Origin of the sequence: Spirosoma profusum (genome assembly GCF_014699005.1) — a bacterium.
GTDB lineage: Bacteria > Bacteroidota > Bacteroidia > Cytophagales > Spirosomataceae > Spirosoma > Spirosoma profusum.
On the sequence record NZ_JACWZY010000003.1, the window covers coordinates 98,010 to 123,595 of the forward strand.

General features: G+C 48.5%; 18 protein-coding genes. 8 read left to right on the forward strand and 10 right to left on the reverse strand.

The window, feature by feature from the left end; translation table 11 throughout:
• Window positions 1–43: 43 nt before the first annotated feature.
• The 3 genes from purH to gatC all read left to right on the forward strand — a co-directional run bounded on the left by purH (window position 44) and on the right by gatC (window position 2,845).
• A complete protein-coding gene (gene purH, locus IC229_RS05105) occupies window positions 44–1,573 on the forward strand; it encodes a bifunctional phosphoribosylaminoimidazolecarboxamide formyltransferase/IMP cyclohydrolase (protein WP_190885862.1) in 1,530 nt (509 codons plus the stop codon).
• A gap of 188 nt (window positions 1,574–1,761) precedes the next feature.
• The gene (locus IC229_RS05110) at window positions 1,762–2,496 is read left to right on the forward strand and encodes a lysophospholipid acyltransferase family protein (RefSeq protein WP_190885863.1); all 735 of its coding nucleotides are present in this window, start codon (window positions 1,762–1,764) and stop codon (window positions 2,494–2,496) included.
• 61 nt (window positions 2,497–2,557) lie between these two features.
• Complete coding sequence (gatC, locus tag IC229_RS05115) at window positions 2,558–2,845, forward strand: Asp-tRNA(Asn)/Glu-tRNA(Gln) amidotransferase subunit GatC (RefSeq protein ID WP_190885864.1); 288 nt, start codon at window positions 2,558–2,560, stop codon at window positions 2,843–2,845.
• 16 nt (window positions 2,846–2,861) lie between these two features.
• Here the strand turns inward: gatC and IC229_RS05120 are convergent, their stop codons facing one another.
• The 5 genes from IC229_RS05120 to uvrA form a co-directional block, all read right to left on the reverse strand.
• Window positions 2,862–3,254, reverse strand: a complete 393-nt coding sequence (locus tag IC229_RS05120) for a DMT family transporter (protein ID WP_190885865.1) — start codon at window positions 3,252–3,254, stop codon at window positions 2,862–2,864.
• A gap of 98 nt (window positions 3,255–3,352) precedes the next feature.
• Window positions 3,353–4,855, reverse strand: a complete 1,503-nt coding sequence (locus IC229_RS05125; protein ID WP_190885866.1) for a DUF1501 domain-containing protein — start codon at window positions 4,853–4,855, stop codon at window positions 3,353–3,355.
• A 13-nt stretch (window positions 4,856–4,868) separates the two neighbouring features.
• Entirely contained in the window at window positions 4,869–7,658 is a 2,790-nt protein-coding gene (locus tag IC229_RS05130; RefSeq protein ID WP_190885867.1) for a DUF1553 domain-containing protein, read from the reverse strand.
• Window positions 7,659–7,868: 210 nt separating this feature from the next.
• Entirely contained in the window at window positions 7,869–10,262 is a 2,394-nt protein-coding gene (locus IC229_RS05135; RefSeq protein ID WP_190885868.1) for a DUF11 domain-containing protein, read from the reverse strand.
• Between the two features lie 114 nt (window positions 10,263–10,376).
• Complete coding sequence (gene uvrA / locus IC229_RS05140; protein WP_190885869.1) at window positions 10,377–13,274, reverse strand: excinuclease ABC subunit UvrA; 2,898 nt, start codon at window positions 13,272–13,274, stop codon at window positions 10,377–10,379.
• A 141-nt stretch (window positions 13,275–13,415) separates the two neighbouring features.
• Here uvrA and IC229_RS05145 point away from each other — a divergent pair, with 141 nt between their 5' ends.
• Window positions 13,416–14,045 carry an MgtC/SapB family protein gene (locus tag IC229_RS05145; RefSeq protein ID WP_190885870.1) on the forward strand — a complete coding sequence of 210 codons (630 nt, stop codon included), beginning with the start codon at window positions 13,416–13,418 and terminating at the stop codon, window positions 14,043–14,045.
• Window positions 14,046–14,085: 40 nt separating this feature from the next.
• The gene (locus tag IC229_RS05150) at window positions 14,086–14,724 is read left to right on the forward strand and encodes a hypothetical protein (RefSeq protein ID WP_190885871.1); all 639 of its coding nucleotides are present in this window, start codon (window positions 14,086–14,088) and stop codon (window positions 14,722–14,724) included.
• A gap of 135 nt (window positions 14,725–14,859) precedes the next feature.
• Here the strand turns inward: IC229_RS05150 and IC229_RS05155 are convergent, their stop codons facing one another.
• Both IC229_RS05155 and IC229_RS05160 read right to left on the reverse strand, forming a co-directional pair.
• Window positions 14,860–15,843, reverse strand: a complete 984-nt coding sequence (locus IC229_RS05155) for a GDSL-type esterase/lipase family protein (RefSeq protein WP_317171529.1) — start codon at window positions 15,841–15,843, stop codon at window positions 14,860–14,862.
• Window positions 15,844–16,127: 284 nt separating this feature from the next.
• Window positions 16,128–17,291, reverse strand: a complete 1,164-nt coding sequence (locus tag IC229_RS05160; RefSeq protein ID WP_223833869.1) for an SGNH/GDSL hydrolase family protein — start codon at window positions 17,289–17,291, stop codon at window positions 16,128–16,130.
• 243 nt (window positions 17,292–17,534) lie between these two features.
• Between IC229_RS05160 and IC229_RS05165 the strand changes: the two genes are divergently transcribed.
• Genes IC229_RS05165 through IC229_RS05175 form a run of 3 tightly spaced genes read left to right on the forward strand, consistent with a single transcriptional unit; the run spans window position 17,535 to window position 21,272 of the window.
• On the forward strand, window positions 17,535–18,974 hold the full coding sequence (locus IC229_RS05165; protein ID WP_190885872.1) for an MBOAT family O-acyltransferase: 1,440 nt from the start codon (window positions 17,535–17,537) through the stop codon (window positions 18,972–18,974).
• Window positions 18,975–18,988: 14 nt separating this feature from the next.
• Window positions 18,989–20,164 carry an alginate O-acetyltransferase AlgX-related protein gene (locus IC229_RS05170; protein ID WP_190885873.1) on the forward strand — a complete coding sequence of 392 codons (1,176 nt, stop codon included), beginning with the start codon at window positions 18,989–18,991 and terminating at the stop codon, window positions 20,162–20,164.
• 7 nt (window positions 20,165–20,171) lie between these two features.
• Window positions 20,172–21,272 carry an alginate O-acetyltransferase AlgX-related protein gene (locus IC229_RS05175; RefSeq protein ID WP_190885874.1) on the forward strand — a complete coding sequence of 367 codons (1,101 nt, stop codon included), beginning with the start codon at window positions 20,172–20,174 and terminating at the stop codon, window positions 21,270–21,272.
• 186 nt (window positions 21,273–21,458) lie between these two features.
• On the opposite strand, the gene IC229_RS05180 is transcribed toward IC229_RS05175, so the two are convergent.
• From IC229_RS05180 to IC229_RS05190, 3 genes are all read right to left on the reverse strand, one after another.
• Window positions 21,459–22,265 carry an endonuclease/exonuclease/phosphatase family protein gene (locus IC229_RS05180; RefSeq protein ID WP_190885875.1) on the reverse strand — a complete coding sequence of 269 codons (807 nt, stop codon included), beginning with the start codon at window positions 22,263–22,265 and terminating at the stop codon, window positions 21,459–21,461.
• Window positions 22,266–22,378: 113 nt separating this feature from the next.
• Complete coding sequence (locus IC229_RS05185) at window positions 22,379–23,605, reverse strand: purple acid phosphatase family protein (protein ID WP_223833870.1); 1,227 nt, start codon at window positions 23,603–23,605, stop codon at window positions 22,379–22,381.
• A gap of 197 nt (window positions 23,606–23,802) precedes the next feature.
• Entirely contained in the window at window positions 23,803–25,569 is a 1,767-nt protein-coding gene (locus IC229_RS05190; RefSeq protein WP_190885876.1) for a RagB/SusD family nutrient uptake outer membrane protein, read from the reverse strand.
• Window positions 25,570–25,586: the final 17 nt, after the last annotated feature.

Here is a 25,586-nt window from a genome sequence, read left to right on the forward strand (position 1 = left end):
TCAGTAATCGGTAAAAAGAACCCACCGGCGGTTTAACGACTTCATGTCACTTAAAATTTCTTCGGCACTGATTTCCGTTTTTTACAAAGACGGACTCGAACCATTAGTACGTCTGTTGCACGAACAGAACGTCAAACTTTATTCAACAGGTGGAACACAGGCATTTATCGAACAGCTTGGCGTTCCGGTAACCGCCGTTGAAGACCTTACGGGTTACCCATCTATTTTTGGCGGACGTGTGAAAACTCTGCATCCGGCGGTGATGGGCGGTATTTTGTACCGGCGCGAACTGCCCGAAGACCTCGCCCAGGCCGAACGGCACCGTATTCCTCCCATCGACCTGGTTGTTGTCGATCTGTATCCCTTCGAGGAAACAGTGGCGTCGGGCGCATCGGATGAAGACATTATCGAGAAAATCGACATTGGTGGTATTTCACTGATTCGGGCAGCTGCCAAAAATTACAACGACGTATTGATTGTGTCTTCCCGAAGTCAGTACGGTAACGTAGTGAATCTATTGACTGAGAAAGGCGGTGCCACCGATCTGGAAGATCGTCGTTACTATGCGGGAGAAGCCTTTGCCGTTACGTCGAAATATGACACGGCGATACAGGCTTATTTTTCGGGTAGTATTGTTCGTTCGGCGAATGAAATTTACGATTTTAAAACCCTGCCAGCAGCGCACCTGCGCTATGGCGAGAATCCGCATCAGCAGGCAAGTTTCTACGGTGACCTGGAAGCTATGTTTGAGAAACTTCACGGCAAAGAGCTATCATACAACAACTTAGTAGATGTCGATGCCTGTGTCAGTCTCATTGATGAGTTTTCGGAAACGACATTTGCTATCATCAAGCACACCAACGCCTGTGGTATCGCAACGGCCCAAACCGCTAGAGAAGCGTATCTGAACGCCCTCGCCTGCGACCCGGTTTCCGCTTTCGGGGGCGTAGTTATTACGAACGTAAAGGTAGACGTAGCAGCCGCCGAAGAACTGAATAAGTTATTCATGGAAATTCTGATTGCGCCTGGTTATGAACCGGACGCATTGAATATCCTGAAATCGAAGAAAAACCGCATTCTGCTGCAACGTAACGCGGTGACGCTGCCCACCGTCATGTTCAAAACCATTCTGAATGGCGTGCTGGAACAGGACAAGGACAATCTGGCCGAAACGGCAAGTCAGTTCAAAACGGTAACCGAAAAAGCGCCGACCGAAAGCGAACAGCGAGCCCTCGAATTTGCGCTTAAGGTGTGCAAACACACCAAATCGAACACAATCGTTCTGGCGAAAGAAGGACAGTTATTAGCCAGTGGCGTGGGCCAGACCTCGCGTGTTGATGCGCTACGTCAGGCCATTGACAAAGCGCACACGTTCGGCTTTGATTTGAATGGTGCAGTTATGGCTTCTGACGCCTTTTTTCCATTCCCGGATTGCGTTGAAATTGCGGGGCAGGCGGGTATTACGGCGGTCGTACAGCCTGGCGGCTCCATCCGCGACCAGGACTCCATTGATTATTGCAATCAACACGGTCTGGCTATGGTAACGACAGGCGTAAGACATTTTAAACATTAATTAATTTCTGAACCGGGATTTAACAGATTTAGGGATTAACAGGATTTTGTTTTCAGTAGATTAATACGCTTCGGAGAAGCGAAAAACAAAATCCTGTTAATCCTTCAATCCGCTAAATCCAGGGGGACGCCCGTGCGGTTCAGAAGAATTTCAGAAAATCCATAAATCAGTTAAATCCCGGTTCAGAAATGCTATACACAATCTGGTGCGCTATTTGGTTTGTGGGACTGTATCTCATCCTATTCCCATTCCAGTTTGTGTGTTTGCAGCGCGATTCCTGGAAACCTATTGCCCATAAAATCAATTACATCTGGGGAAAGCTGTTCTTTTTCGGCGTGGGTATTCCCGTTCAGGTTGATCATCGATTTCGACCCGATCCTAAAACGGTCTATGTGTTCTGTGCCAACCATTTCTCGTATCTGGATATTGCGGCACTGGGTGTTATTGTCAAAAACTACTACGCTTTTGTGGGCAAAAGTGAGGTGAAACACATTCCTTTATTGGGTTATATGTTCGCCAAACTGCACGTACAGGTGGATCGGAGCCAGCCGAATAGCCGGGCTTACTCACTGGCCAAATCGATTCGGACGCTGGCTTCGGGACGTAGCATCGCTATTTTTCCGGAGGGTGGCATTAAAGCGCCCGAACCACCGCAAATGGTTGAGTTCAGGGATGGCGCTTTTACGATGGCGATTCAGCAGCAGGTGCCCATTGTGCCCGTTACGTTACTGAACAACTACCTGATCTTGCCCGATAAAAGTCCTATTCGCTTTCGTCGGCATACACTACGTGCCGTTATTCATCCGCCCATCGAAACTAAGGGAATGACACCCGATGATATGGAACGATTGAAAGAAGAAACGTATAAAATTATTGATACTGAATTAATGAGGAGTTCAAAGAGCGAAAGCGTGAAAGAGTGAAAGTTATCCAGCAGGTACTTTCGCTCTTTCACGCTTTCGCTCTTTGAACCGCTCTTGGCCTATGAAAGTTGACAAGGAAACACTGCAAAAAATTGCCCATCTGGCGCGGCTGGAAGTAAAACCAGAAGAAGAAACAGAACTGCTCAACAGCCTGAATAACGTACTGACCTGGATGGAGCAGCTCAATGAAGTAGACACCACTGGCGTCGAACCGTTGACACACATTTCTCCCGAAACCAACGTATTGCGCGAGGACGTAGTGGCGAATCAACTGCCTCGCGAACAGGCGCTTGTCAATGCTCCACAACACGATGAACAATTCTTTGAAGTGCCTAAAGTGCTGGAATAGTACGTAGCAAAAAGGGTTAATTAGATGAGCCGACTGCTTTCAGGCCAATAATACCAACGGCGATGAGCATAATAAAAAATAGCTCAGTCCATGTCCAGTTTAGCCGCAACCAGAAAACATCGGCTGTTTTTAAAAACACCAGCGTTAAGGCCATCCAAACGGCAAAAGCGGTCGAGGTAGGGATCGAGCGCATGGCGATGGCCAGCAGTATGGTGTTCACGATACCGAAAACTACATAAGCCACCCAGGGAAACAGGATCGGTAATCCGCTATCGACGCGATAAAACGTATCCCAGCGGAGAGTTTTAAGTGAATCCCACCGCATGTACTTGAGCGAATACGTCCAGGCCATTTCACAAAAGGCCGCACTGAACAGATATAGCCACGAAAGAGTCGCCTGACTTACCATGCATCCGAATTTGGGTCAATAGATGCAAAGGAAATAAGGATGTCAGGTTACCAAGAGGATTAGCCGATTAAGAAATTGTTGTGTTTCTAAATCCCGGTTCAGACTAATATCGGCTTAACAATTTTCCCTGCTACGTCGGTAAGCCGGAAAGGGCGACCCTGAAACTGATACGTTAGTTTTGTATGATCGAAGCCCAGCAAATGCAGGATAGTAGCCTGCAAATCGTGAATATGAACTTTGTCCTTTACGGCATAGTAGCCAATATCGTCGGTTTCGCCGAAGGAAAAGCCTTTTTTCACCCCTCCGCCAGCCATCCAGACTGTGAACGCATCGAGGTGGTGATCGCGACCCATGAACGGTAACACCTGTCCATCGCGGTTTTCCTGCATCGGAGTTCGACCAAATTCACCGCCCCAAACTACTAACGTATCATCTAATAAACCGCGCTGTTTTAAGTCTTTCAACAAAGCTGCTACAGCCTGATCGGATTCCTGGCATTTAGTTTTCAGACCAATATCGATGGAGCCGCTGGCGCTAGTGCCGTGGGTGTCCCAACCCCAGTCGAACAGTTGGACAAAGCGAACACCCCGTTCGACTAATCGACGGGCTAACAGACAGTTTCGGGCAAATGAACCTTTGTTGGGGTCAACCCCGTAGCTATCCAGAATGTATTGAGGCTCACTTTTAATGTCCATTGCATCGGGCACCGACATCTGCATTCGAAACGCCAGCTCGTATTGCGCAATACGGGTCAGAATTTCCGGGTCTTTTACGTCATCGTACTGCTGCTGATTGATTTCGCTAATAGCATCAATCGTGTTCTTTCTAACGTCACGGCTAATGCCCGACGGGTCAGAAGCGTATAGAACCGGATCGCCATCGGTACGACATTGAACGCCCTGATAAACAGTCGGTAAGAAGCCACTTCCCCAGACAGATTTTCCTGCATCGGGTTGTTTTCCGCCAGAAGCCAATACGATGTAGCCGGGAAGATTGTCGTTTTCGGTGCCGAGTCCATACGTAACCCACGAGCCTAAGCTGGGGCGGCCAAGTCGGGCGCTGCCTGTGTGCATGAGCAGTTGCGCAGGGGCGTGGTTGAACTGGTCGGTATGCATACCTTTCAGGAACGTAATGTCATCGGCTACACCTTGTAAATGAGGGAGATAATCTGAAATCCAGGCTCCCGATTGACCATGTTGCGCGAACTTTCCCTGTGGCCCCAGCATTTTCGGAACACCCCGTATGAAGGCAAACTTCTTTCCGGTCAGCAACTCCTGCGGGCAGTCTTTGCCATTATATTTTGCCAACTCAGGTTTATAATCAAACAATTCTAATTGGCTTGGAGAGCCCGCCATGTGAATGTAAATAACCCGTTTTGCTTTCGGAACGTATTGCGACGGGTGCGGAGCCGACGGTTCTCCAGATTGCAACGTAGCACCGACACTGTTTGGCTGGTCGGAGCTTTTATCGAAAAAGCCACACCCTGCCAGCGTTGAACCAAGCGCCATAGCTCCCAGCCCAGTTGAGCAGGTATGTAAAAAATGCCGACGGGTAGCACGTAATGCAGCGGCTTGTTGAAGTTCGTCAAGAAGGTTTTTCATCGTACTAAATTCATTACTCTTTCGTAATCACCTCATCCAGATTCAACATCGTGTTCGCCGTTACGGTCAGGGCAGCAAGTTGTGGCGTAATAATCGAACAATCTAAACCAGGTTGGTCGAACAGATTTTCGGCTTCACCGGGTTTCTGACGGTAATGTTGTTCCGTCGTTTTGTAAAGCTGAACCAGTACGTTCAATTTCTTTGCCGGTAAATCACGTAGCATGATACGTCGGAAACCGGCCTGAATTTGGTTAGCAGGTGAAGCGCCATGTTGCTGCATATACGTAGCAAGATTTTTGGCGGCTTCTACGTAAACCGGATCGTTGAGCGTTACCAGCGCCTGCAACGGCGTGTTGGTACGCAACCGACGTAGCTGACAGAATTCACGACTAGGGCTATCAAACGTGACCATCGATGGATAGGGCGCGGTACGTTTCCAGTACGTATACAACGCACGACGGTGCAAATCCTCGCCCTTGCTTTGCTTCCACGTATCGCCATCGTAAGGTGATTGCCAGATGCCGTCGGGCTGGACAGGCATTACGCTCGGACCAAACATCTTATGACTTAACAACCCACTGACCGCCAGCGCCTGATCACGGACGGCCTCGGCGGATAAACGAACCCGCGGACCTCGCGCCATTAGTTTGTTGAATGGGTCTTTTGCCAGTAATTCAGGTGAAGCTTTTGAATCCTGCCGATACGTTGCCGACATAACCATTTTTTTCAGGAGTTTCTTAACACTCCAATGGTCGGTTTCCATGAACTCGGCAGCCAGATAATCGAGCAGTTCGCGGTGGGTAGGAGGGATGCCCTGCGTACCCATGTCCTCAACCGTTTCCACAATCCCCGTTCCGTACAATTGTTCCCAGAATCGATTGACAGCCACACGAGCCGTAAGCGGGTGTTCGCGGCTAACCATCCAGCGGGCCATTCCCAGGCGATTTTTAGGCAGTTTCGGGTCCATCGCCGGGAATGATTTTGGTACGTCGGGCGTCACCTGCTTGCCTTTAACCAGCCAGTTACCCCTATCAAAAACGTGAGTTTTCCGAGCTAAGTCACCAGTGCCATCGAGCATAATGGGCGTTTGTTCGGCTTCAGCATTCAGGATGGCTAACAATTCTTTATCCTTTTCGCCAACGGCCTGCTGCGGTTGTCCCGGCAGAATGGGGGTGAAAGCCACCCACTTAATCTGAACCCAGTCTTTGGGCATCTTCGGGCTATCCAGATACATGTACAGGCTATGCTTTCCCTGTATTGATGGCAGCGGAATCATCTGAACTGTATCTTTTCCGGGTTTCGGCGTCGGAAATTTGGCCAGAACAGGCCCATCCAGTTTATCCAGATGCAATGTAACAGAAGCATCCGTGGCTTTAGTCCCCCAACGTATCAGCAAACGAGGGCGGCCGGTCAACGTAACGTCTTTGATACGTACCGAACCTTTGTCCTGAAAACCAAAGTATTTAGCATCCAGCAACGACGCATTAACGTACTGATCGAAATCGTGCGAGTTAATTTTAGGCTCTACGGTACGTATCAACTGCGTAACCTGACTCACAACCGCTTTTGCCTGTTTCGGATTACCGGCACTATGTTGGATATATTGTTTCAAATCAACGATTTTGAGCGAGTCGGCAGGTTTGTAGAAACGTAGCGTCGGTGTTTCGCTTGTTACGTCTTCGTCGCGGGTGTTGTTGAAAAATGCCACAAACTTGTAATATTCCTCATTGACGAAGGGGTCGTAGGGATGGCTGTGGCACTGCACGCACGAGAACGTAGTACCCTGCCAGACGTCCCAGGTCGTATTCACACGGTCAAGAACGGCCGAAATTCGAAACTCTTCGTCCTGCGTACCGCCCTCGTCGTTATTCATCGTATTGCGGTGAAAACCCGTCGCAATCAACTGATCATCATCGGGTAAACCATCCGTACGTGGTGGCAACAAATCGCCGGCCAGTTGTTCTACTGTGAATTGATCGAAGGGTTTGTCTTGGTTGAAAGCGTTGATAAGCCAGTCGCGGTAGCGCCATATTTTGCGGCCGGGGTCGCGTTCGTAACCTTTGGTATCGGCATAACGGGCCAGATCGAGCCACATTCCGGTCCAGCGTTCACCGTAGGCGGGCGATTGCAGCAGCTTGTCTACTACGTTCTCGTACGCTTTCGGCGATTTATCGTTTACGAAATCCGTTACGTCCTGTTCCGTCGGCGGCAAACCAGTCAGATCGAGCGAAACCCGGCGGATCAACGTAGCACGGTCGGCTTCGGGCGATGGTTTTAAGCCATCCTGTTTCAGTTTGTCGAGAATGAAATGGTCGATTTCGTTCTTCGCCCAGTCGGTTTCATCATTTACGGTTACACCCAGCCGACTCAGGAACGTACCGATTCTCGGTAAATCAGGCTTCGTAACAGACTGATACGCCCAGTGATTACCCCATTCAGCACCCTGATCAATCCATTTACGAAGTAAGTCAATTTCTTCTGGTTTCAACGGCGGATGATCGAGGGGCATCCGCTCATCGGGGTCGGTCAAGGTGAGCCGACGTATCATTTCACTGGCGTCGGCATCTCCCGGAATAATGGCTGGTTTCCCCGATTTGGCCGGTGCCACCGCTTCATGCCTGAATAAAAGCGAAAACCCTGACGCTTTTTTGACGCCCCCGTGGCAGGCAATGCAGTTTTTGTTCAATAACGGCTTGATCTGCGTATTATAATCGACCTTTTTTTCGAAAATACCCAGAAATGAAGGAAGGAGCAGCGCGCCAGCAATGCCTATAAAGCCAATAAAAAGCCACTGAGCTTTCATACACCTAATACCTTCAGATACAAGCTTCTGCTAAAAGCCGAAAAAATGGCTTTTGTACTGTAAAGTTAGCGAACAGGCGACTTAAAAGAATAACGAATCAAAGGCAATTGATTTGTGAATTAGGAAGATGATGTATAATGTATGAAGTATGATATATAATGTATTCTATAAGTGAAATACATCATATATCATACTTCATACATCATTTGCTCACTTCACTCGCAAATCCACCTGAGCAGCATCGTCTTCGCCATTTGATACGCCGTTACCGGGAACGGAATCGGGGTCGGGAACGCTGGCAGCGGTGAGTTGGGCAGAACAAATGCCGTAACCGATAGCGGTTGCGCGAGCCCGGAACCGTAGACTGACACTGCTTCCCGCGGCAAGGCTACTGACGCCACTAATTACTGAACCACCTGATGCGCCAAAGTCATCGCCGGGCACAAACGTCAGGACCGGAGGAATGGTAGCCGCTACGTTCAAACCTGTTGCCGACTGACCGCCCTGATTCGTGATGACCAACGTATACGTAACGATGTCGTTCAGGTTTGGAGCCCGGTTATTAACGCTGATTTTTATGCTCACATCAGCCTTGTCGGGAATAGGGGCTGGTTGATTACCGATGACACCCGGCAAAGGCACCTGGTTAGGGTTGGGCGAAACAAATAAGGCGTCAACACCCTGCTTTGTCCGAAAATTCAACGTTGCTACGTCATCCTGACCATCGCCCGTTCCAGAATTAGGCTGACTGTCAGGGTCAAGGGTGCCTGACTGGGAAATTTCTGCTGCGTTGTAGTACGTACCTTCTACCGTTGGTCGGGCTACGAAGGAAAGAATCTGAGTGCTTCCTGTGTTAAGGTTAAGCGCAGCGCTGGTCAGTACGTTGTTGCTGAATGAAAAATCAGATGAAGAAATAAATTCCAGATAAGGTGGTAGTCGGTCACGAATTACTACGTTCTGCGCCTGAAGTGGGCCGTCATTGCGAGCAAACAGACTGATAGTAACGGGTGTATTTAGCGCTGGAGTTCGATGAGTGATCGCCATTGCCAGACTCACATCAGCTAGCTGCACATCGGGAACCGTGGTGATGTGAAACAAATTAGATGGCACAGCAGGTAGCGCAGGTGATGAAGCAACAACACGCACCCGGAAATGACCACTTTGCAGATTGCCCGGCAACGCAACCTGAATCGGGCTACTGGAACCACTCCCCAGAACGCTTACGAAACGACCCAATTCATCGAGAAGCTGGACCTGCCAATTATTTCCCCCATTGAACGTGCCAAGGGTATAAAATGATACGTTTAACGTAGCGCCGGGTGCTACGTTATTGGCTATATTGCCAGTGACGGCGAATTGAGTCGGCGTAATGGGTTGAGCGTTCTGGAAAAAAGAATTATCGAGACTGTTGTTCCAATTTCGGGCAAAAATTGATAAACCCATATCGGCCGGTATCGAACCTGGATTGAGGTAATACTGCGGATGGGGCGACGGCCGTGTGGCGTTTCGGAAGTGAACGTCCACATTACCCGCGTTGCGATTTATAATGGCGTCATTATCAGGGCCTGCAAAAACGTTCAGACCGCCGGTGTTGATAACTTCGTTTTGTTTCGCAATAACTGAAGGACGCGTTGAGCTGCCATCGAATGATACGCGGGCTACCATCCACGGAATGTTACGTCCGCCAAAATCCTGCCGCGATTTTTGAATCACGTTTGTCAGGCGGGGTACGTAGTCGTTAACGCTGCTGGGACCACCCGGAAAATCGAATTCAGCTTCGCCCTGATTCCAGAGAATGACGCGTGCCCCCGATATAGATGCGTAATAACCCAGTATATTCTTCAGGTTCGTATACGGCTGGAGATTAGGCCAGTTTGCATTGCAGTTATATCGATTACATGTCGGAACGCCATCTGCTGTGCTCGACCAGTTTTCTACGGTTGAGCCGTCCCAGCCTGCTACGTAGAATGCTACCGGTACGTTATACCGATTGACGATGTAATCGCCCAACTCACCCCAGCCCCACGAACTTTCAGCCATCGGAAAGATTTTTCGCGTGGCTGTCAATGCTTTGAAATTTGGTAAAGGAAAAGGATCGCCTGACGAGAAAAGGGGTTGATTGCCGGGAGGATAGTAGTGATTGATGGAATCGATGGCGTTGACGCGATCGGTGTTGGTACCCAGGTCGTTATCGCCAATGCCCAGCCCACGTGCATTTGATTGCCCTGCTGTGATAAAAACTTCGCCAATACCCACTGGCACGACAGTCGCTTGCGCCGTTACGTTGTTACCCACGCTAGTACGTATCGTGAGCACGTACCAGCCGCCCGCGCCCGTTACGTATCCCATAAATAGGTTATTGGTTGGGTTGTCCTGAACAACCTGCCAACCCGTTGCTACGCCCTGCCCGCCAGAAACCGGCGTTAGCTGCGCTTCAACACGGTCAACATTTCCAGTCAGCCGACCTGATACGTATAACCGGCCATTACCATCCAGCCCGCGCTGAACAACGAGCCGGGGCATTGGGTGTGAAATCTGAAGCTGAGCGAGGGCCAGCATTGGAAAGCTGACCAATAACAAAACCCACTTTATATATGACGACATGAGCAATGAAGAATCTCATCGCGAAAATAACAGGAAAGTTGGAGAGAACGTAACGCGGACATTTTGTCCACATTGTCACAGCAGATATCAGGCGGACAAGATGTCCGCGTTAGGCTACACTTTTCCTTTTAGATACTCCGCTGTATAGTTGCCATCTGTCAGTTTCACCATTTCTTCGGGCGTACCTGTAAACGTTACGTATCCGCCCGTTTCGCCACCTTCGGGGCCGAGGTCGATGATGTGGTCGGCATTTTTGATGACTTCCATATTGTGTTCAATAATGATCACTGAATCACCCTGGTCAACCAGCGCGTTGATGGCGGACAATAACTTTCGGATATCGTGGAAGTGAAGACCCGTGGTGGGTTCATCGAAAATAAACAACGTACCACCTTTATTTGGATTGCCTTTTCCCAGAAACGACGCCAGTTTTACCCGTTGCGCTTCGCCCCCCGACAACGTATTGGCCGATTGACCCATACCAATATAACCCAGACCAACATCTTGCAGGGGCTGTAATTTATCGGCCATTTTGGGTTCAATCTTGCGGAAGAACGTAATGGCTTCATCGACCGTCATGTCCAGAATATCTGATACGTTCTTATCCTGTAACGTAACTTCCAGAATTTCCTGTTTGAAACGTTTGCCGTTACAGCCTTCACATTTGAGGTAAATGTCGGCCATGAACTGCATCTCAATTTTAACCTCGCCTTCACCCTGGCAAACCTCACAGCGCCCTCCGTCGACGTTGAACGAAAAATGACTTGGTTTATAGCCACGCGCTTTGGCTACCTGCTGATCGGCCATGACCTGACGTAGATAATCGTAAGCTTTGATGTACGTAACCGGATTCGAGCGGCTCGATTTGCCAATCGGGTTCTGATCAATCATTTCGATGGCGGCAATGCGGCTAAGCGATCCATCCAGGCTGTCGTATTTACCCGATTCTTCTGATGATTCGCCCCTTTGACGCATCAGCGCCGGATACAGCACTTTCCGAATAAGTGTACTTTTCCCCGAACCAGATACACCGGTCACTACCGTCAACGTATTGAGCGGAAAACGCACGTCAACATTTTTCAGGTTGTTTTCGCGAGCGCCTGTCAGTTCAATGAAGTTTGTCGCTTTCCGGCGGAATGTTGGTACTGGAACCGTTTCCCGGCCCGTCAAAAAGTCAAGCGTGTGGGAGAGCATGGGGGTAAGGGCATGGGGCATAGGGTTTTCATCGCCCGCCACCCTTTGCCCGCTGCCCTCTGCAATTTCTTTCCACGTTCCCTGAAAAACGAGGTGACCACCCAGTGAACCAGCGTCGGGTCCGATGTCGATGAGCTGGTCGGCGGCTCGCATGACTTCCTCTTCGTGCTCTACAACGATGACCGTGTTGCCCATGTCACGTAGCGATTCGAGTACGCTCACCAGCCGTTTTGTATCGCGCGGATGAAGGCCAATGCTGGGTTCGTCCAGAATATACATCGACCCAACCAGGGCTGATCCCAGCGACGTAGCGAGTTTGATACGTTGGTATTCTCCGCCCGAAAGCGTGTTCGTGAGCCGGTTAAGCGTCAGATAACCCAAACCAACGCGCTCCATATAATCCAGTCGGTTGCGGATTTCGATGAGGATTCGGTTCGCTACCTGCTGCTGCGATTCGGGTAGCGTCAGATCACGGAAGAACGTAGTGGCATGAGTAATCGGCATCAGCACCAGATCAGTGATGGATTTACCACCTACTTTCACGTAGCTGGCGTCTTTGCGCAGGCGCGAACCCCGGCATTCAGGACAGGTAGTACGTCCCCGGTAGCGCGATAACATTACCCGATACTGAACTTTAAATGTCTGGCTTTCAACGAAATTAAAGAAGCCGTTCAGGCCGTCGAAATACGTATTGCCCGTCCAGAGTAATTCCTGCTCGGCAGGGGTTAAATCTTTGTAAGGTCGGTGAATCGGGAAGTCGAAGCGGATGCCGTTTTTCAGAAGTGGCCGCAGAAATTCCTCGCTCATTTTTTCGCTTCGCCAGGGCGCAATGGCTCCTTCAAAAACCGAAAGAGTTTTATCGGGAATGACTAAATCCGGGTCAATACCAATGATTTTCCCGAATCCGTCGCAACGTCGGCAGGCACCATAAGGGTTATTGAACGTAAAGAGGTTTACGCTCGGCTCTTCGAACGCAATACCGTCCAATTCAAATTTATCGGAGAAAACCCGCGATTCTTTTCCCAAGATGTCGACCCGGCAAGTGCCTTCGCCTTCGTTGAACGCCGTTTGCACCGAATCCGAAAAACGGTACTGATTGTCTTCGTCTGGATTCCCGGCTTCGTCGTACAGAACCGTGCCCCGATCAACCAGGATTTCTAAGTCGTCAGTTGACAATTGCTGGGCGTTTGCTTCCAGTACGTCCTCAATCTGAAGGACTTCGCCGTTGGCTACGATACGTGTATAGCCTTTCTGAAGCAGAATATTTAGCTCATAAGCTAGGGTACGGTCTTCACGGATACGTAGCGGAGCCATAATCATGATCCGCTGTCCCGCTTCAAAGCCGTACATGAAATTCACTACGTCGGTGACCGTATCTTTCCTGACTTCGTGACCCGAAATCGGCGAATACGTAACACCCACTCTACCAAAAAGCAGTTTCAGATAATCATAAATTTCGGTCGACGTTCCAACCGTTGAACGTGGATTTCGGGTCGATACTTTCTGTTCGATGGCAATGGCCGGGGATACACCTTTAATGTATTCAACTTCGGGCTTTTCCATACGTCCCAGAAACTGCCGGGCGTAGCTGCTCAGGCTTTCGACGTACATGCGCTGGCCTTCGGCAAACAACGTATCGAAAGCCAGCGACGATTTGCCCGAACCCGACAACCCGGTCAGGACAACCAGTTGATTTCGAGGGATGGCTACGTCAATTCCTTTAAGATTATGTACTTTCGCCCCTTTAATGATGATAAACTTTTTGGGGTCGAGCTGGTCAATGGTATTCCGGTTATCGGTTTCCGGTAGCTGAGTCATTCGGTATGAAATGAGGGTAAACTCTATCTAATTTTTAACGGTTTATTAGACAATATGGTTTCTCTGGATTGTGATTCTTATGGGCTACGCCGAAGCCTGACGCAACGGGACATTAAAGTTTTTCGTATTGGTATCAAGTAGATGATTTTTGCAGTAGAAGATATTATTCGCCTGTGTGTAGCACTGGTGTTGGGTGGGCTAATCGGCGCCGAACGAGAATATCATGGCAAGGCCGCCGGTTTTCGCACCATGATTATGATTTGTGTTGGCTCAACGCTGTTTACCCTAATTTCCGGCCGTTTGGGCGGAGCCGAGGACCGTGTAGCGGCCAATATCGTGAACGGCATTGGCTTTTTGGGCGCAGGTATCATTTTCAAAGAAGAAAATCGGGTGCGGGGCCTGACAACAGCTGCAACGATTTGGGCTGTATCGGCGTTGGGTATGTGTATCGGCGGAGGTCAATACGATATTGCATTGATTGGTTTTGCGTTGATTATGGGATCGCTCTTTCTGCTGACGGGTTTGTCGGAACGTATCGGTGAATTGAACCAGGCTCGCGACTATAAGATTGTTAGTACGTTCAGCGACAAACCGTATAATCACTACGAAAAAGTATTTAAAAAATACGGCTTATTACCTTCGCGAACACGGCAGCAACGTATTGGTAATGAAGTAGTTGGGTACTGGCGAGTGCGCGGGTCGGAAAAGAATCATGAAAAATGCATTAAACAACTGTTAAGCGACCCCGACATAAAAGAATTCACCTTTTGATTTCGTTAATTAGTAAATAAATTCCCCAGAATAGACTAAAATGAAACATATTCACAAATTACTGTTTATCACGGCTTTGTTGAGCAGTAGTATGGCTTTTGGACAGCTTACCGAAGACCCCGATGATCGGAAGGATCAAGGCCGTGATCCACTTCGAACCCAAACTCCCGAAGGACGTCCGCTACCATTTGGACAACGGCTCCGGTTTGGGGGAGGTATCAGCAACATTCGTCTGGGAAACCCATTTAGTATAGGTGTTTCGCCAGTGGTGGCCTATCAGGCTACCGAACGCATGCTGATTGGGATTGGCGGTACGTATAATTACACGCGGTATAAAGCCGTAACTACTACCGGAAACACAGTTCCCTATTTAACGTATAATCAATTTGGCGGACGTGGTTTCGTTATGTACGAATTTATTCCGTCTATTCTCCCCAACCTGTATCTGCACGGCGAACTGGAGAATACGACTATTCAGCAAATCGAAAATCAGAATAACGACCGGACAACCAGTTATGCGCTAACCGCTCCGCTCGTGGGTGTTACGTATTCGCAACCTATTTCGCGTCGGTTTGGGGTAAATCTAACAGCTTTATACAACCTGAATTATAACGATAATTCAGGGATTGCCCGTCAGGTTTACGGTAGTCCGTTCGTGCTACGTATCTCGTTCTTTTAAACGTAGCACGGTTGATTGTCTGCGTTACGTTCCTAAACAAAAAGGCGCTTCACCAGTTGAAGCGCCTTTTTCTGTATGTCAGGTTTTACCACCCCAGCCCCCTTCTAAAACAGGAGGGGTTTGGGGGTGGTAAACTTATTGAAGTTTCTCGATAATCAGGTCGGCGATACGTTTCATGCCCGCATCGTTGGGGTGGGCTGCTACGTTGGGGTCTTTATATTCACTGGCAAAATACTGACTTTGCCCGACCATGCTACGTAGGTCAACAAGCGGGTATCCCTTTGCATTCGTCACTTTCCGAATAATTGCGTCTGTATTTGGCCGGTCCCAGACAGTGGTAGTACAAATGATTTTAACCGGCTGCGACGGGTTCAGGCTGGCCAGACGATCTAGCAGTTGACTGAAATTGGCTTCTAAATCACGAGAGCCATTTACCTGACCATCGTCGATATTTTCGCCAATACGAACGATGATGAGATCGGGTTGAAATTCCTGAACTGGCTTATTAAACTGGTTAATAGTGTAGCCATCAGTACCGAAGCTCCGTTCAAAATCACCCCCTGTTTGAAGCTCAGTCTTAGCCTCAGGATTTAAAGTTTTTAAATGGGCTTCCAGCAAATGCACAAAATCTTTTTCGGGAGCCGAAGCCGCCATACCATTGAAAAGATTCCAACCTACCTCTGGAGCCGGACCATGGGCCATAATACTATTGCCAATGACCATCATCCGCTGAAAAGAGGGTTTAAAGTTCCCTCGGATCGTTGGCGACACCTGTTGATTGAGACGGGTACGGGCTAATATATCGGTTGAGTTAAGGATAGATGTAGTCTGATTTCCAGTTATCCAGCTTTGCCCGTTATTCGTTGAATATTCTACAATAGCTCCAGTCGGTAAGGACGCTGCTGTTACGTTAACCTTATTTCCGTAGGGTACTACGCCATTTTGCGGGCTGAACGAAGGGGTTGGTAAACCTTGTGGCTGTGGAGGAGGAATCGTTCCTTTGGGTAAACGTTTTATCGTTATCAATACGCAACCGGGTGCACAGCCAGGAGGTATGGTTTGGGCAGATATAAAGGATTGTAGTCCAACAGTGAGGAGCCCGATAAGGGCATACCGCACAGATAGACGATGAAGCCTTAAGATGTAAAAGAGTTCGTTCACCACAACAGATTGTATGATCAGCTAAAATAGCCCTCCAAAATTGTGCCAAGAATCTGGTAACAAATAGGTAACGGCCAGCCTTATCTTATGACGTTGGAAAACCTGATAGGGCACATGTATTAACAAGAAAAAATTAATTCATGTAGCATATTTTGTAAATATCAGGTAGTCAAAGGTTTAGGGATTTTCTATAAAGATGAATAGTTGGAGAAAATAAAAGAGCTACGAAATATAATCTGTAATTAAGGACATCCTGATTCAGCTAAGCCCTGAATTTTCGACCAGATCATGTTCGCAATGACCTGCATTCCGGCGTCATTTGGGTGCTCGGCCACGCCTTTGTCTTTGTATTGAGTGGCAAAATATTGGGTTTGCCCCACAATACAATCCAGATCAACGAGTGAGTATCCCTTTTCGGTTACAACTTTCCGAACTATAGGATCAGACCGATTTTGCCACCACACACTCGTTGTGCAAACAATCCGAACGGGTTGTCCATAATTCAACAGATCCAGCAATTCACGATAATACTTATCAAAATTCCGACTTAATACTTCGGCCTGATCGACGTTTTCACCAATTCTGAGAACAATCAGGTCGGGTTTAAACTGCTGTAGCGTTTGCGATAATTCCTGAGAGCTGTAACCGGATGTTGAATAGTAGCGTTCAAAATCACCACCCGATTGAAGCAGGTACGTCATAGCTGGGTTAAGCGCCTGCAAACGAGCCGCCAGCAGATGCACAAAGTCTTTTTCGGGAGCCGAAGCCGCCATTCCGTTGGTATTTAACCAGCCACGCGTCGGATCGGGCTTATGCATCATGGTGCTGTTGCCGATAATCAACATCCGCTCATAAAAAACACTGAACTGAGCCGAACTAACCGGCGATACTTTCTTTCCGGAACGTAAGCGCGCGAAGATTTTTGCGCCTTTGGTAAGATTTAGCTGCTGCCCCGTGATCCACGTAGTACCATTATCGACGGTATACTCGATCATAGCGCCCGTCGGAACAACATTGGCCGACATACGAACCGCTACGTTCATGTGGAAATTGCCGCCGTTGGGCGAAAAAACAGGAGCCGGTACGTTAAGGGTATCCAGGGTAGGGTTCTGCGTATTCGGATTCGTTGTCGTTGAGCCTGGCGTTGTCGTCGTGTTGGTTCCAGGCGACGTAGTGGTATTGCTACCGGGCGATGACGTAGTGTTTCCGGGCGACGTAGTAGTGGTGCCAGGGTCGGTAGAGCAGGGGCAAGGGTTTGTTGAACTGGATGGTTTGGTAACGGTCGGGCCGATTTCGGCGGTATAATTTTTAGCACAGCCAATTGCAAACAGAATAACGGCTACAAGGCAGCCGAATAAGCTGAGTACGCCAAAAAACGGGTGTAAACGTTTCTGCCAATTGAACATTCCTACGTGAGTATTAGTCGACCATCTTGTGAAAGTAAGCAAAAATACGTCAAATTGACGTTCCAGGGCATTTTTCTAGCTAATGTTTACGTATAATCAATGAGTTAAAGTTAGCCTGCGGTCCTTACCGGTTAGTAAGACTTTGCCCGTTTGGGCGAACGTAGCTACCTCCTAATACGAGTGAATGGGGTTCTATGTGGCACAAAACACGTATTTTTGTCATCATCTTTTCACCAAAGCCCTATGCTGTTTAGTTCAGCAATCTTTCTGTTTCTTTACCTGCCTGCTTTCCTGCTCATCTATTACGTACTACCCAAACACTGGCATAACGCCTTTTTGTTTGCGGCCAGTCTGGTTTTTTATGCATGGGGCGAAGGTCCGGTTGTGTTAATCCTGCTGCTTTCGGCATTCATCAACTACGTAGCGGGCAGACTTATCGAGCAGGGGAAACGGAAGCAGGGTTTGTGGCTGTCGCTGATTGGTAGCTTATCGTTACTTTTTTACTTTAAATACACCAACTTTTTCGTCGATTCAGTACGTGGTTTTGCCGAGGCTTTTACGCTGCCCATTTCCGAGAGTTTATCATTGGGCCAGATTGCGTTGCCCATCGGTATCAGTTTTTACACCTTCCAGGGAATTTCCTACACACTCGATATTTACTGGGGACGTATCAAAGCCAACAAAAGCTTTATCGATTACGCGACCTACGTAGCAATGTTTCCCCACCAGATTGCTGGCCCAATTGTTCGTTACGCCGACATTGCCCCCGAACTGGCCGATCGTACTACGACCATCGAAAAATTTGGCGTTGGGGCCGAACGATTTATTCTGGGGTTAGCCAAGAAAGTGTTGCTGGCCAATACGTTCGCGAGTCTGGCCGATACCATTTTTACCGCACCACCCGATAGTTATCCAACAGCAACGGCCTGGCTGGGTATTCTGGCGTATTCGCTTCAGATTTACTTCGATTTCTCAGGCTATTCCGACATGGCGATTGGCCTGGGTAAAATGGTTGGGTTCGATTTTAAAGAAAATTTCAATTACCCCTACATTTCCCGGTCGATTCAGGATTTCTGGCGTCGCTGGCATATTTCGCTGTCGAGCTGGTTTCGCGATTACGTGTATATTCCGCTGGGTGGTAATCGGGGAAGCAAAGCCCGAACGTATCGAAACCTGCTGATCGTGTTTTTCGTGACCGGTCTCTGGCACGGAGCAAGCTGGAATTTCATTTTCTGGGGATTATATCACGGTTTGTTTCTCCTGATCGAGCGGGCTGGTTTGGGCAAACTTCTGGAACGTATCTGGGCACCCATTGCGCACGCCTATACATTGCTGGTTGTGTTGATTGGCTGGGTGTTTTTCCGGGCCGAGACGTTTTCGGCTGGCGTTACGTATCTGAAAAAAATGCTCGGTTTGTCTTCCTCGGCTACGTCGACCTTTGCCTATCCGCCCTCATATTTTATAAATGCTGAGTTGCTCGTTACATTGTTGCTGGGTATTGTTTTCGCAACACCCATTTTCCCGATGTTTCAGCGTTGGTGGGAGCGTTTGCTGGCGCGTCTGGCATCCACGCGCTTCCTGTTCGATTCGGCATACGTAGTGGGGTTGTTTGGATTATTTGTTTTAGCGGTGATGTATCTGGCCGCCGATACGTACAATCCGTTTATTTATTTTCGATTTTAATTGACGCCTGGCAGATGACTCAAAAAACGTCAACCGAAGCAAACGTTCAGGCGAACCCGGCGGGTAGTGCTGGTTCACGGGCGCAACGCTACAAAGCCGTTGTGGTGAGCGTAGGTTTTGCCATCCTGCTCATCCTGCCCACGCTCGACCAATGGCTGAATTTGTCGGCTGGCTTTAAAAGTACCGAAAAGCGGATTCTGACGCCCTTTCCTACGTTTACGTTTCCGCGCGTACAAACTTTCATTGCTCAGTTTGGTCTGTATTATAAAGAGAATTTTGGCTGGCGGAATGCGCTGTTTTACCAATACAGTCAGTTCAAATACAAAGTGCTGGCTACGTCTCCCTTGCCCGAAAAAGTAGTAATGGGAAAAAATGGCTGGTTTTTCCCGGGAAATAGCGTCGGGCAGATTGTGGATCAGCATCGAGGTATCGATATTATTCGGCCTGATACGTTGGCATCCATAGCCCGCAATCTAAGTGAGCTTCAGCAGCAACTGGCGGCTCAGGGCGCTAAACTCTACGTACTGGTAGCGCCGGATTCATACACGATTTATCCTGAAAATGCTCCTGATAACCTGCAATTAAAACCCCAAACCTCCAACTTCGACCGGTTCAAGGCATACATGGCTCAGCATACGAACGTACCGGTAGTCGATGTGCGCGATTCGCTACGTGCCGCCAAAACCGAACGGGTTATTTACTGCCAGACTGATACGCACTGGAACGATTACGGCTCCATGATTGCGTCGTTAGGTCTTGCCGAGCGCGTTCGTCAGGATTTTCCGAAGATGCCAAAACCAACCCGAAGTGATTACAGCGTGACGCCCTTCACTGGAGCCGGTGGCGATTTAGTGACCATGATTGCGCTGAATCGGGAATTTATCGACTCGGTTAGCTACAAAGTGACGCCCGCTCCGTACCTGCGCACCCGCCAAACCGAAACTACCGAAAACATCGAAGTTGGCTTACCCACACAACGATTTGTTAGTAAGAATAGCGAAGCGCCTAAACTATTGCTGATCGGCGATTCGTTCAGTTTTTCGATGAATCAGTTTATACCGGGTTATTTTCGGGAGACGTACATCGTGCGCACTCACCATTTTGACCGGAAACTGCTCAGTAAGGAGCGGCCCAACGTAGTAGTTTTAGAAATTGTTGAACGTAACATTGGCATGCTGGGGCAGCTGTAACGATACGATGAATAAAACCCGAACACGTATCATTGCTTTTGTTTTTGTGACCTTGCTGATTTTGCCGGTACTCGACCAGCTAGTTGGTTTATCAAACCGATTCAGTAGCACCGAAAACCGGGCTGTTAGCAACCGACCGGCTTTACATTTCCCGCACGTTCGTACGTTCGTCAAGCAATTTGATCAGTACTATAAAGAGAATTTTGGCTGGCGGAATGCGCTGTTCTACGTCTACAGTCGCTGGAAATTCAAAATATTGGGTGAATCGCCATTGCCCGAAAAAGTGGTTGTGGGCAAAAACGGCTGGTTTTATCTCGGCAACAGCTACAACCGGGTTGTCGACCAGCACCGGGGAATCTATCCGCTTTCGGCAGACTCTGCACGTATCATTGCCGACCATCTAACCCGCCGACAGCAGGAATTAGCACGTAGCGGCATTCGATTATACGTATTGATCGCTCCGGATTCGCACTCAATCTATCCTGAAAACTTACCCGATCACCTTCAACCGAGCTCGAATCCGTCTCGGCTGGACGTACTACGTCAGGCGATGGCTTCCACTACGTTGCCGTTTCTGGATATCCGTGATACGTTACGAGCCGCCAAAAATGGGCACGTAGTATACAATCAGACCGATACGCACTGGAATGATTACGGTACGCTGGTTGGATGCGCGGCCTTGCTCAACCGAATCCGACAGGATTTTCCGTCGATGCCACCGGTACGTTTGTCCAACTATAACATTGAGCAGCAACGGGGCGGGGGCGGTGATCTAGTGACGATGCTGACGCTTCAGCAGGAAATTAAAGATCCTGTTTTCTACTACATTACGTTCCCCGAAAAACTGGAAGGTCGTAAACTCGCCACGGTGCCAAACGACCGTTTCGGTTATGCTTCAACCCGAATTGCTGGCTCCGGTACCAATCGACTCCTGCTGATTGGCGATTCTTTCAGCCACAGCATGATGCACTACATGCCCGGTTATTTTCAGGAATCTTTTTTCATGCGCGACGACCGCCTGGAAACGTCTGTTTTAAAATCCGAACGCCCTGATATTGTTGTGCTTGAAGTTGTTGAACGTAACATCAGCAAGCTCGCTACGTTCTAAAGTTTCTAAGAGCCATTTTTGTCATGCTGAGGAACGAAGCATCTTAAAGTCTCCTCACTTACTTATTTGGATGCCTTAAGATGCTTCGTTCCTCAGCATGACAAAAATTGGGTTCTAAACATAAGCAAAATCCCGAATGGCAGAGGTCAACCATTCGGGATGCTATTTTTCACCTTTAGCTGTTGTTTATTTAATTGTTAGATCGGCTACAACCGGCAAGTGATCTGATGCGTATTGCTCATCAATGACGCGAGTCGATACGTTCTCAAACGCATCGCCCGACTTATACATCACAAAATCAATGACACGGTTCGGGTTTTTAACCGGGATGGTAAACCCGCATTCCTGACAGCTACGTACAAACGTTTTGTCGAAGTACTGAATAACCTTGCTGTCGGGGAGGGCATTGAAATCACCGGCCAGAATCATTGGGAGTTTTGAGTCGCCAAAATGCTTAATAATCAATTCGGACTGGATAGTTCGGTTTTCTTCTTTCAAATCCAGGTGTGTGCTGGCAAAGACAATTCTCTTCCCTTTTGCTACGTCGACCGTAATGGCCGCAATGGTACGTATTTCGCCCCCAATAGCTGGGTCAACAGGTAACGTGTAGCGCACACTTTCCAGAATCGGGAAGCGAGAGAGCACCGCTACGCCATAATCGCCACCCTGATGGTCGATGGCTTTCGAGAAGAAATAATGCATACCCGTCAGCCGCGCCAACTCGTTCGCCTGATCGACACCTTTCCCTGAACGCTCGGTATTCACATCAACTTCCTGTAAAGCCACTAAATCAGGCTTTTCCTGATTGATAACGCGGGCAATTGCATCAACTTCGATGTTGTTTCCAGCCGATGGTGGGTTGCAATGGTGAATATTATACGTCATCACCCGAAGTTTCGCCGATTTTTGGTTGGTCAACGTAACAGGGCGTACCGGACCTTCGTAAGCATACGTAGTGATGGAAATCAGGAAAAGAATAATTAGTTTTTTCATTAAAGTAACGTTAATTATTTATGGAGTAAATATCTGATTAACAAAGTTATATCGGCATTTTTTATCATCCTGACGCAGGCAGGATGACAAAGAGTAGCTACCCACAATTCACGTTACGTCCTTGCCTTCTTCGGGATTGTATATTTGCCTACTACTTCGCCGTCGTCACGTATCATTTTTAGATTTAGCTCTTTCGACGTAACGTGCAGTTTGATCAGCGTCCGATTGCCTTCGAGTGGACCACCGCCTATTACGATGGGATAGTTGTGCGTCGCATCGGGGTCGTGCGTCGCGTACCGGTGCGTGTGACCCGAGATTTGGATGTCAATTTTACCCTTGTTCAGCAGCGGTCCAAACACTTTCTGGCAGTGCATCGGTCCGTGCCAATCGCCCGAATGGAAGGGCGAAATATGAATCAGCACAACGCGGAAGGGAGCCTTCTTGAACTCCGGGCTTTCAATTTCTTTCTCCAGCCACAGTTTCTGGGTTTCGCGGTATCGGTCGAAGGCCGATAAGCCACCGTACTCAACGCTATCGTCGGTTTTGTCTTCGCCCGAATCCAGAATCACGAAACGTACCGGCCCGCGCGTGAACGCGTAGTAGTATTTCTGATCCGGGTAAGCGTAGTAGGCCGGAATGTGCCGGGCGAAGCTGCCCCGGCATTCGTGGTTGCCCTGCGTTAGAATAAACGGCATTTCGGTCGCGAAAATATCGACCGTGGGCTTAATCAGATGGTTGACCATCTGCTGTTCCTCCGTTACGTAGTCGAAGCAATCGCCATTGAACACCACAAAATCGTAATCACGCTTATTACCCGTGTAGCCGTGCCGGTAAAGCAGTTGCGGAATAATTTGAGGACGGTCGTGAATGTCGTTGAAAATAACCAGCTTGAATTCTTCCTCATTCTCCGCGGGCGTTTTGAAACCATACAACGCACTACTAATGGTTTCGCCAAACTCCACTTTCGAAGCTTTATACCCCAAAACTTCGGTCGAAACTATTTTGTATTTGTGATTCGTTCCCGGTTTCAGGCCGGTCAGCGTAATTTTGTTGATACGGTTGTTCGCTTCGATGAGGCCGTTCGTATAACCAAACTCTCGCTTGCTGGTATAGTTTCCGTCGCCGTATTCTACCCAACTGAAACAATTTTTGTGGGTAATCCACATGATAGTTACTTCATTGGTGCCCATATTCTGTAGATATGGCCCCACTACAAAATGATTTTGTTCATCGGCGCTTGCCGACGAAACCGGTTCGGCCAACGTAGCAGAGGCTGGGAGCAAACTAAGTGCGCCTATCTGCGACATTTTTTCAAGAAACGACCGTCTGTCTGATAACATATTTGGAAGGATTTGGAAAGCGGTTAATCAGCAATAATGACAGCTCTAAATATTTAGATTCAACAGCTTAGAGTGATTTTATCATGCTGAGGCACGAAGCATCTTAAAGATTCGTAACTCTCAGGTGCGGCTGCTTTAAGATGCTTCGTGCCTCAGCATGACAAAAAAATCAGAACTATCAAAGACCGTTCATCAGACTACCAGTTCGGATTCTGTTTCAGTTTCGTGTTCAGTAACAGTTCCTGCGTTGGGATAGGGTAGAGGTAGTCGCGGGATTCGTTGAACTTCTTGTTAATATGCCCGTTCACTACAATGTTACCACCTTTGTTACCATTCTCAAGCAGGATTTCGCTGCCTAATTTAAGCACCTGGGCACCCGCTACAGTCGGTTTTGTTCCTTCGTAGATTACCAGATCGACTTTGCCGTTTTTGTCCAGATCGAAACTGCCGGGGCCGGGGAAATACATGCCTTTGAACACTTTAGTTAGCAGTTGACCTTCTTTCCAGCGAATGAGGTCGTCCCAGCGGAAGAAATTCTCCATAACCAGTTCGATACGTCGTTCCCGGCGGATTTCCAGAATAACACCGACATTACTGCCGCTCAACTGTGTATACTGCTGCGCCTGATACGGGTCAGGATTGGCGTTGGCGGCTGCCAGGTTGATGTTCGGCATGCCAACCCGATCGCGGGTAAGTTTGGTCGAGATATCAAGATCGGCCTGGGTCAACGTACCACGTTCGGCTTTGGCTTCGGCGTAGTTCATCAAGACTTCGGCATACCGGAAAATGGGCATGTCGGTAATGTCTTTGGTGAACGTATCCCACTTCGGGGCCGACACGAATTTGATGAGCTGATAACCCGTAACCGTTGCACCAAATTCAGGCGTCAGTGGCGTGGTTTCGCCGATACGTGTATACCCCGGCGTGCGAATCGTTTGCGACAGACGCGGATCGCGATTTTGCACTTCTTCCGCAAACTGCATCGTTTCGTAGCCTTTGATGTCGGTAAAACGCGTACCGTCGGCCATCAGGTAACTGTTCACCAGTTTCTTCTCCAAACCGGGCTTACCGTACGAAGCCGTCATGGTGTAGTAGTTCAGGTTGTGATAGACCTGTAATTCATCACTGAAATCACGCGCCAGAATCACCTCGTCCGGAATGGCGTTATCCGACGAAAACAGTTTCATGTAAGCCGTCGACGGTGTGGCTTTATAGATGACGTAGCCGCTGTTTTTCATCAGATTGTCGGATGCCTCAATGCTGGCATCCAGAAATTTGTTCGCATCGGGCAGGCTAAATTCAGGATGGTATTTCCGGAAGGTTCCTTCATACAGACCGATTCTGGATTTCAGCGCAAGCGCTGTCCATTTCGTAATCGTATTGAGCTGGCGCGATGCATCGAGCGTAGCAATGGCGTTATTCACGTCGGCCATCACCGAATCCATCACCATCGTACGTGGGTCGCGGGCTTTGGTCAGCATATCCGCATCTGACATGTCAGCAGTACTACCATACCAAGGAACATCGCCAAAACGCTTTACCTTATTAAAATAAAAATAAGCGCGGAAAAAGCGAGCTAAACCATTATACTTAGCAACGGCTTTTTTGTCAGGGCACTTTCCGGAATTAGCTAGAAAGTAATTTATATTTCGGAGATCAGCCCATCTCCAACCTCTTGCGTTGCTTTCAACATTACTAGGTGAGTTTGCATTTGCTTCGCTGGTCGGCACCACCCGTGTTCCCTGCAACTCGTCGCGGAGGCTGTTTTTTACTACGTTATCTACGTCTTCGTTATACACATCCTCGGCCGATGGCATGGCATTATAGAACGAATTCGTATACAAAAGAAGGTCATTCTCCGTGTTGAAGAACGTATTGGGCGAGATGGCGTCCTCGGGCAATCGGTTCAGATCGCACGAAACCAAACCGATCGCAATGGCTATAAAACTGATTATTTTTTTCATCTGATTTCGAATTGAAG

What these genes read in the sequence shown, in the direction of transcription:
- purH (WP_190885862.1), top strand. Translation starts at nt 44, where the DNA reads ATGTCACTTAAAATTTCTTCGGCACTGATTTCCGTTTTTTACAAAGAC.
- IC229_RS05110 (WP_190885863.1), top strand. Translation starts at nt 1,762, where the DNA reads ATGCTATACACAATCTGGTGCGCTATTTGGTTTGTGGGACTGTATCTC.
- gatC (WP_190885864.1), top strand. Translation starts at nt 2,558, where the DNA reads ATGAAAGTTGACAAGGAAACACTGCAAAAAATTGCCCATCTGGCGCGG.
- IC229_RS05120 (WP_190885865.1), bottom strand. Translation starts at nt 3,254, where the DNA reads ATGGTAAGTCAGGCGACTCTTTCGTGGCTATATCTGTTCAGTGCGGCC.
- IC229_RS05125 (WP_190885866.1), bottom strand. Translation starts at nt 4,855, where the DNA reads ATGAAAAACCTTCTTGACGAACTTCAACAAGCCGCTGCATTACGTGCT.
- IC229_RS05130 (WP_190885867.1), bottom strand. Translation starts at nt 7,658, where the DNA reads ATGAAAGCTCAGTGGCTTTTTATTGGCTTTATAGGCATTGCTGGCGCG.
- IC229_RS05135 (WP_190885868.1), bottom strand. Translation starts at nt 10,262, where the DNA reads ATGTCGTCATATATAAAGTGGGTTTTGTTATTGGTCAGCTTTCCAATG.
- uvrA (WP_190885869.1), bottom strand. Translation starts at nt 13,274, where the DNA reads ATGACTCAGCTACCGGAAACCGATAACCGGAATACCATTGACCAGCTC.
- IC229_RS05145 (WP_190885870.1), top strand. Translation starts at nt 13,416, where the DNA reads ATGATTTTTGCAGTAGAAGATATTATTCGCCTGTGTGTAGCACTGGTG.
- IC229_RS05150 (WP_190885871.1), top strand. Translation starts at nt 14,086, where the DNA reads ATGAAACATATTCACAAATTACTGTTTATCACGGCTTTGTTGAGCAGT.
- IC229_RS05160 (WP_223833869.1), bottom strand. Translation starts at nt 17,291, where the DNA reads ATGTTCAATTGGCAGAAACGTTTACACCCGTTTTTTGGCGTACTCAGC.
- IC229_RS05165 (WP_190885872.1), top strand. Translation starts at nt 17,535, where the DNA reads ATGCTGTTTAGTTCAGCAATCTTTCTGTTTCTTTACCTGCCTGCTTTC.
- IC229_RS05170 (WP_190885873.1), top strand. Translation starts at nt 18,989, where the DNA reads ATGACTCAAAAAACGTCAACCGAAGCAAACGTTCAGGCGAACCCGGCG.
- IC229_RS05175 (WP_190885874.1), top strand. Translation starts at nt 20,172, where the DNA reads ATGAATAAAACCCGAACACGTATCATTGCTTTTGTTTTTGTGACCTTG.
- IC229_RS05180 (WP_190885875.1), bottom strand. Translation starts at nt 22,265, where the DNA reads ATGAAAAAACTAATTATTCTTTTCCTGATTTCCATCACTACGTATGCT.
- IC229_RS05185 (WP_223833870.1), bottom strand. Translation starts at nt 23,605, where the DNA reads ATGTTATCAGACAGACGGTCGTTTCTTGAAAAAATGTCGCAGATAGGC.
- IC229_RS05190 (WP_190885876.1), bottom strand. Translation starts at nt 25,569, where the DNA reads ATGAAAAAAATAATCAGTTTTATAGCCATTGCGATCGGTTTGGTTTCG.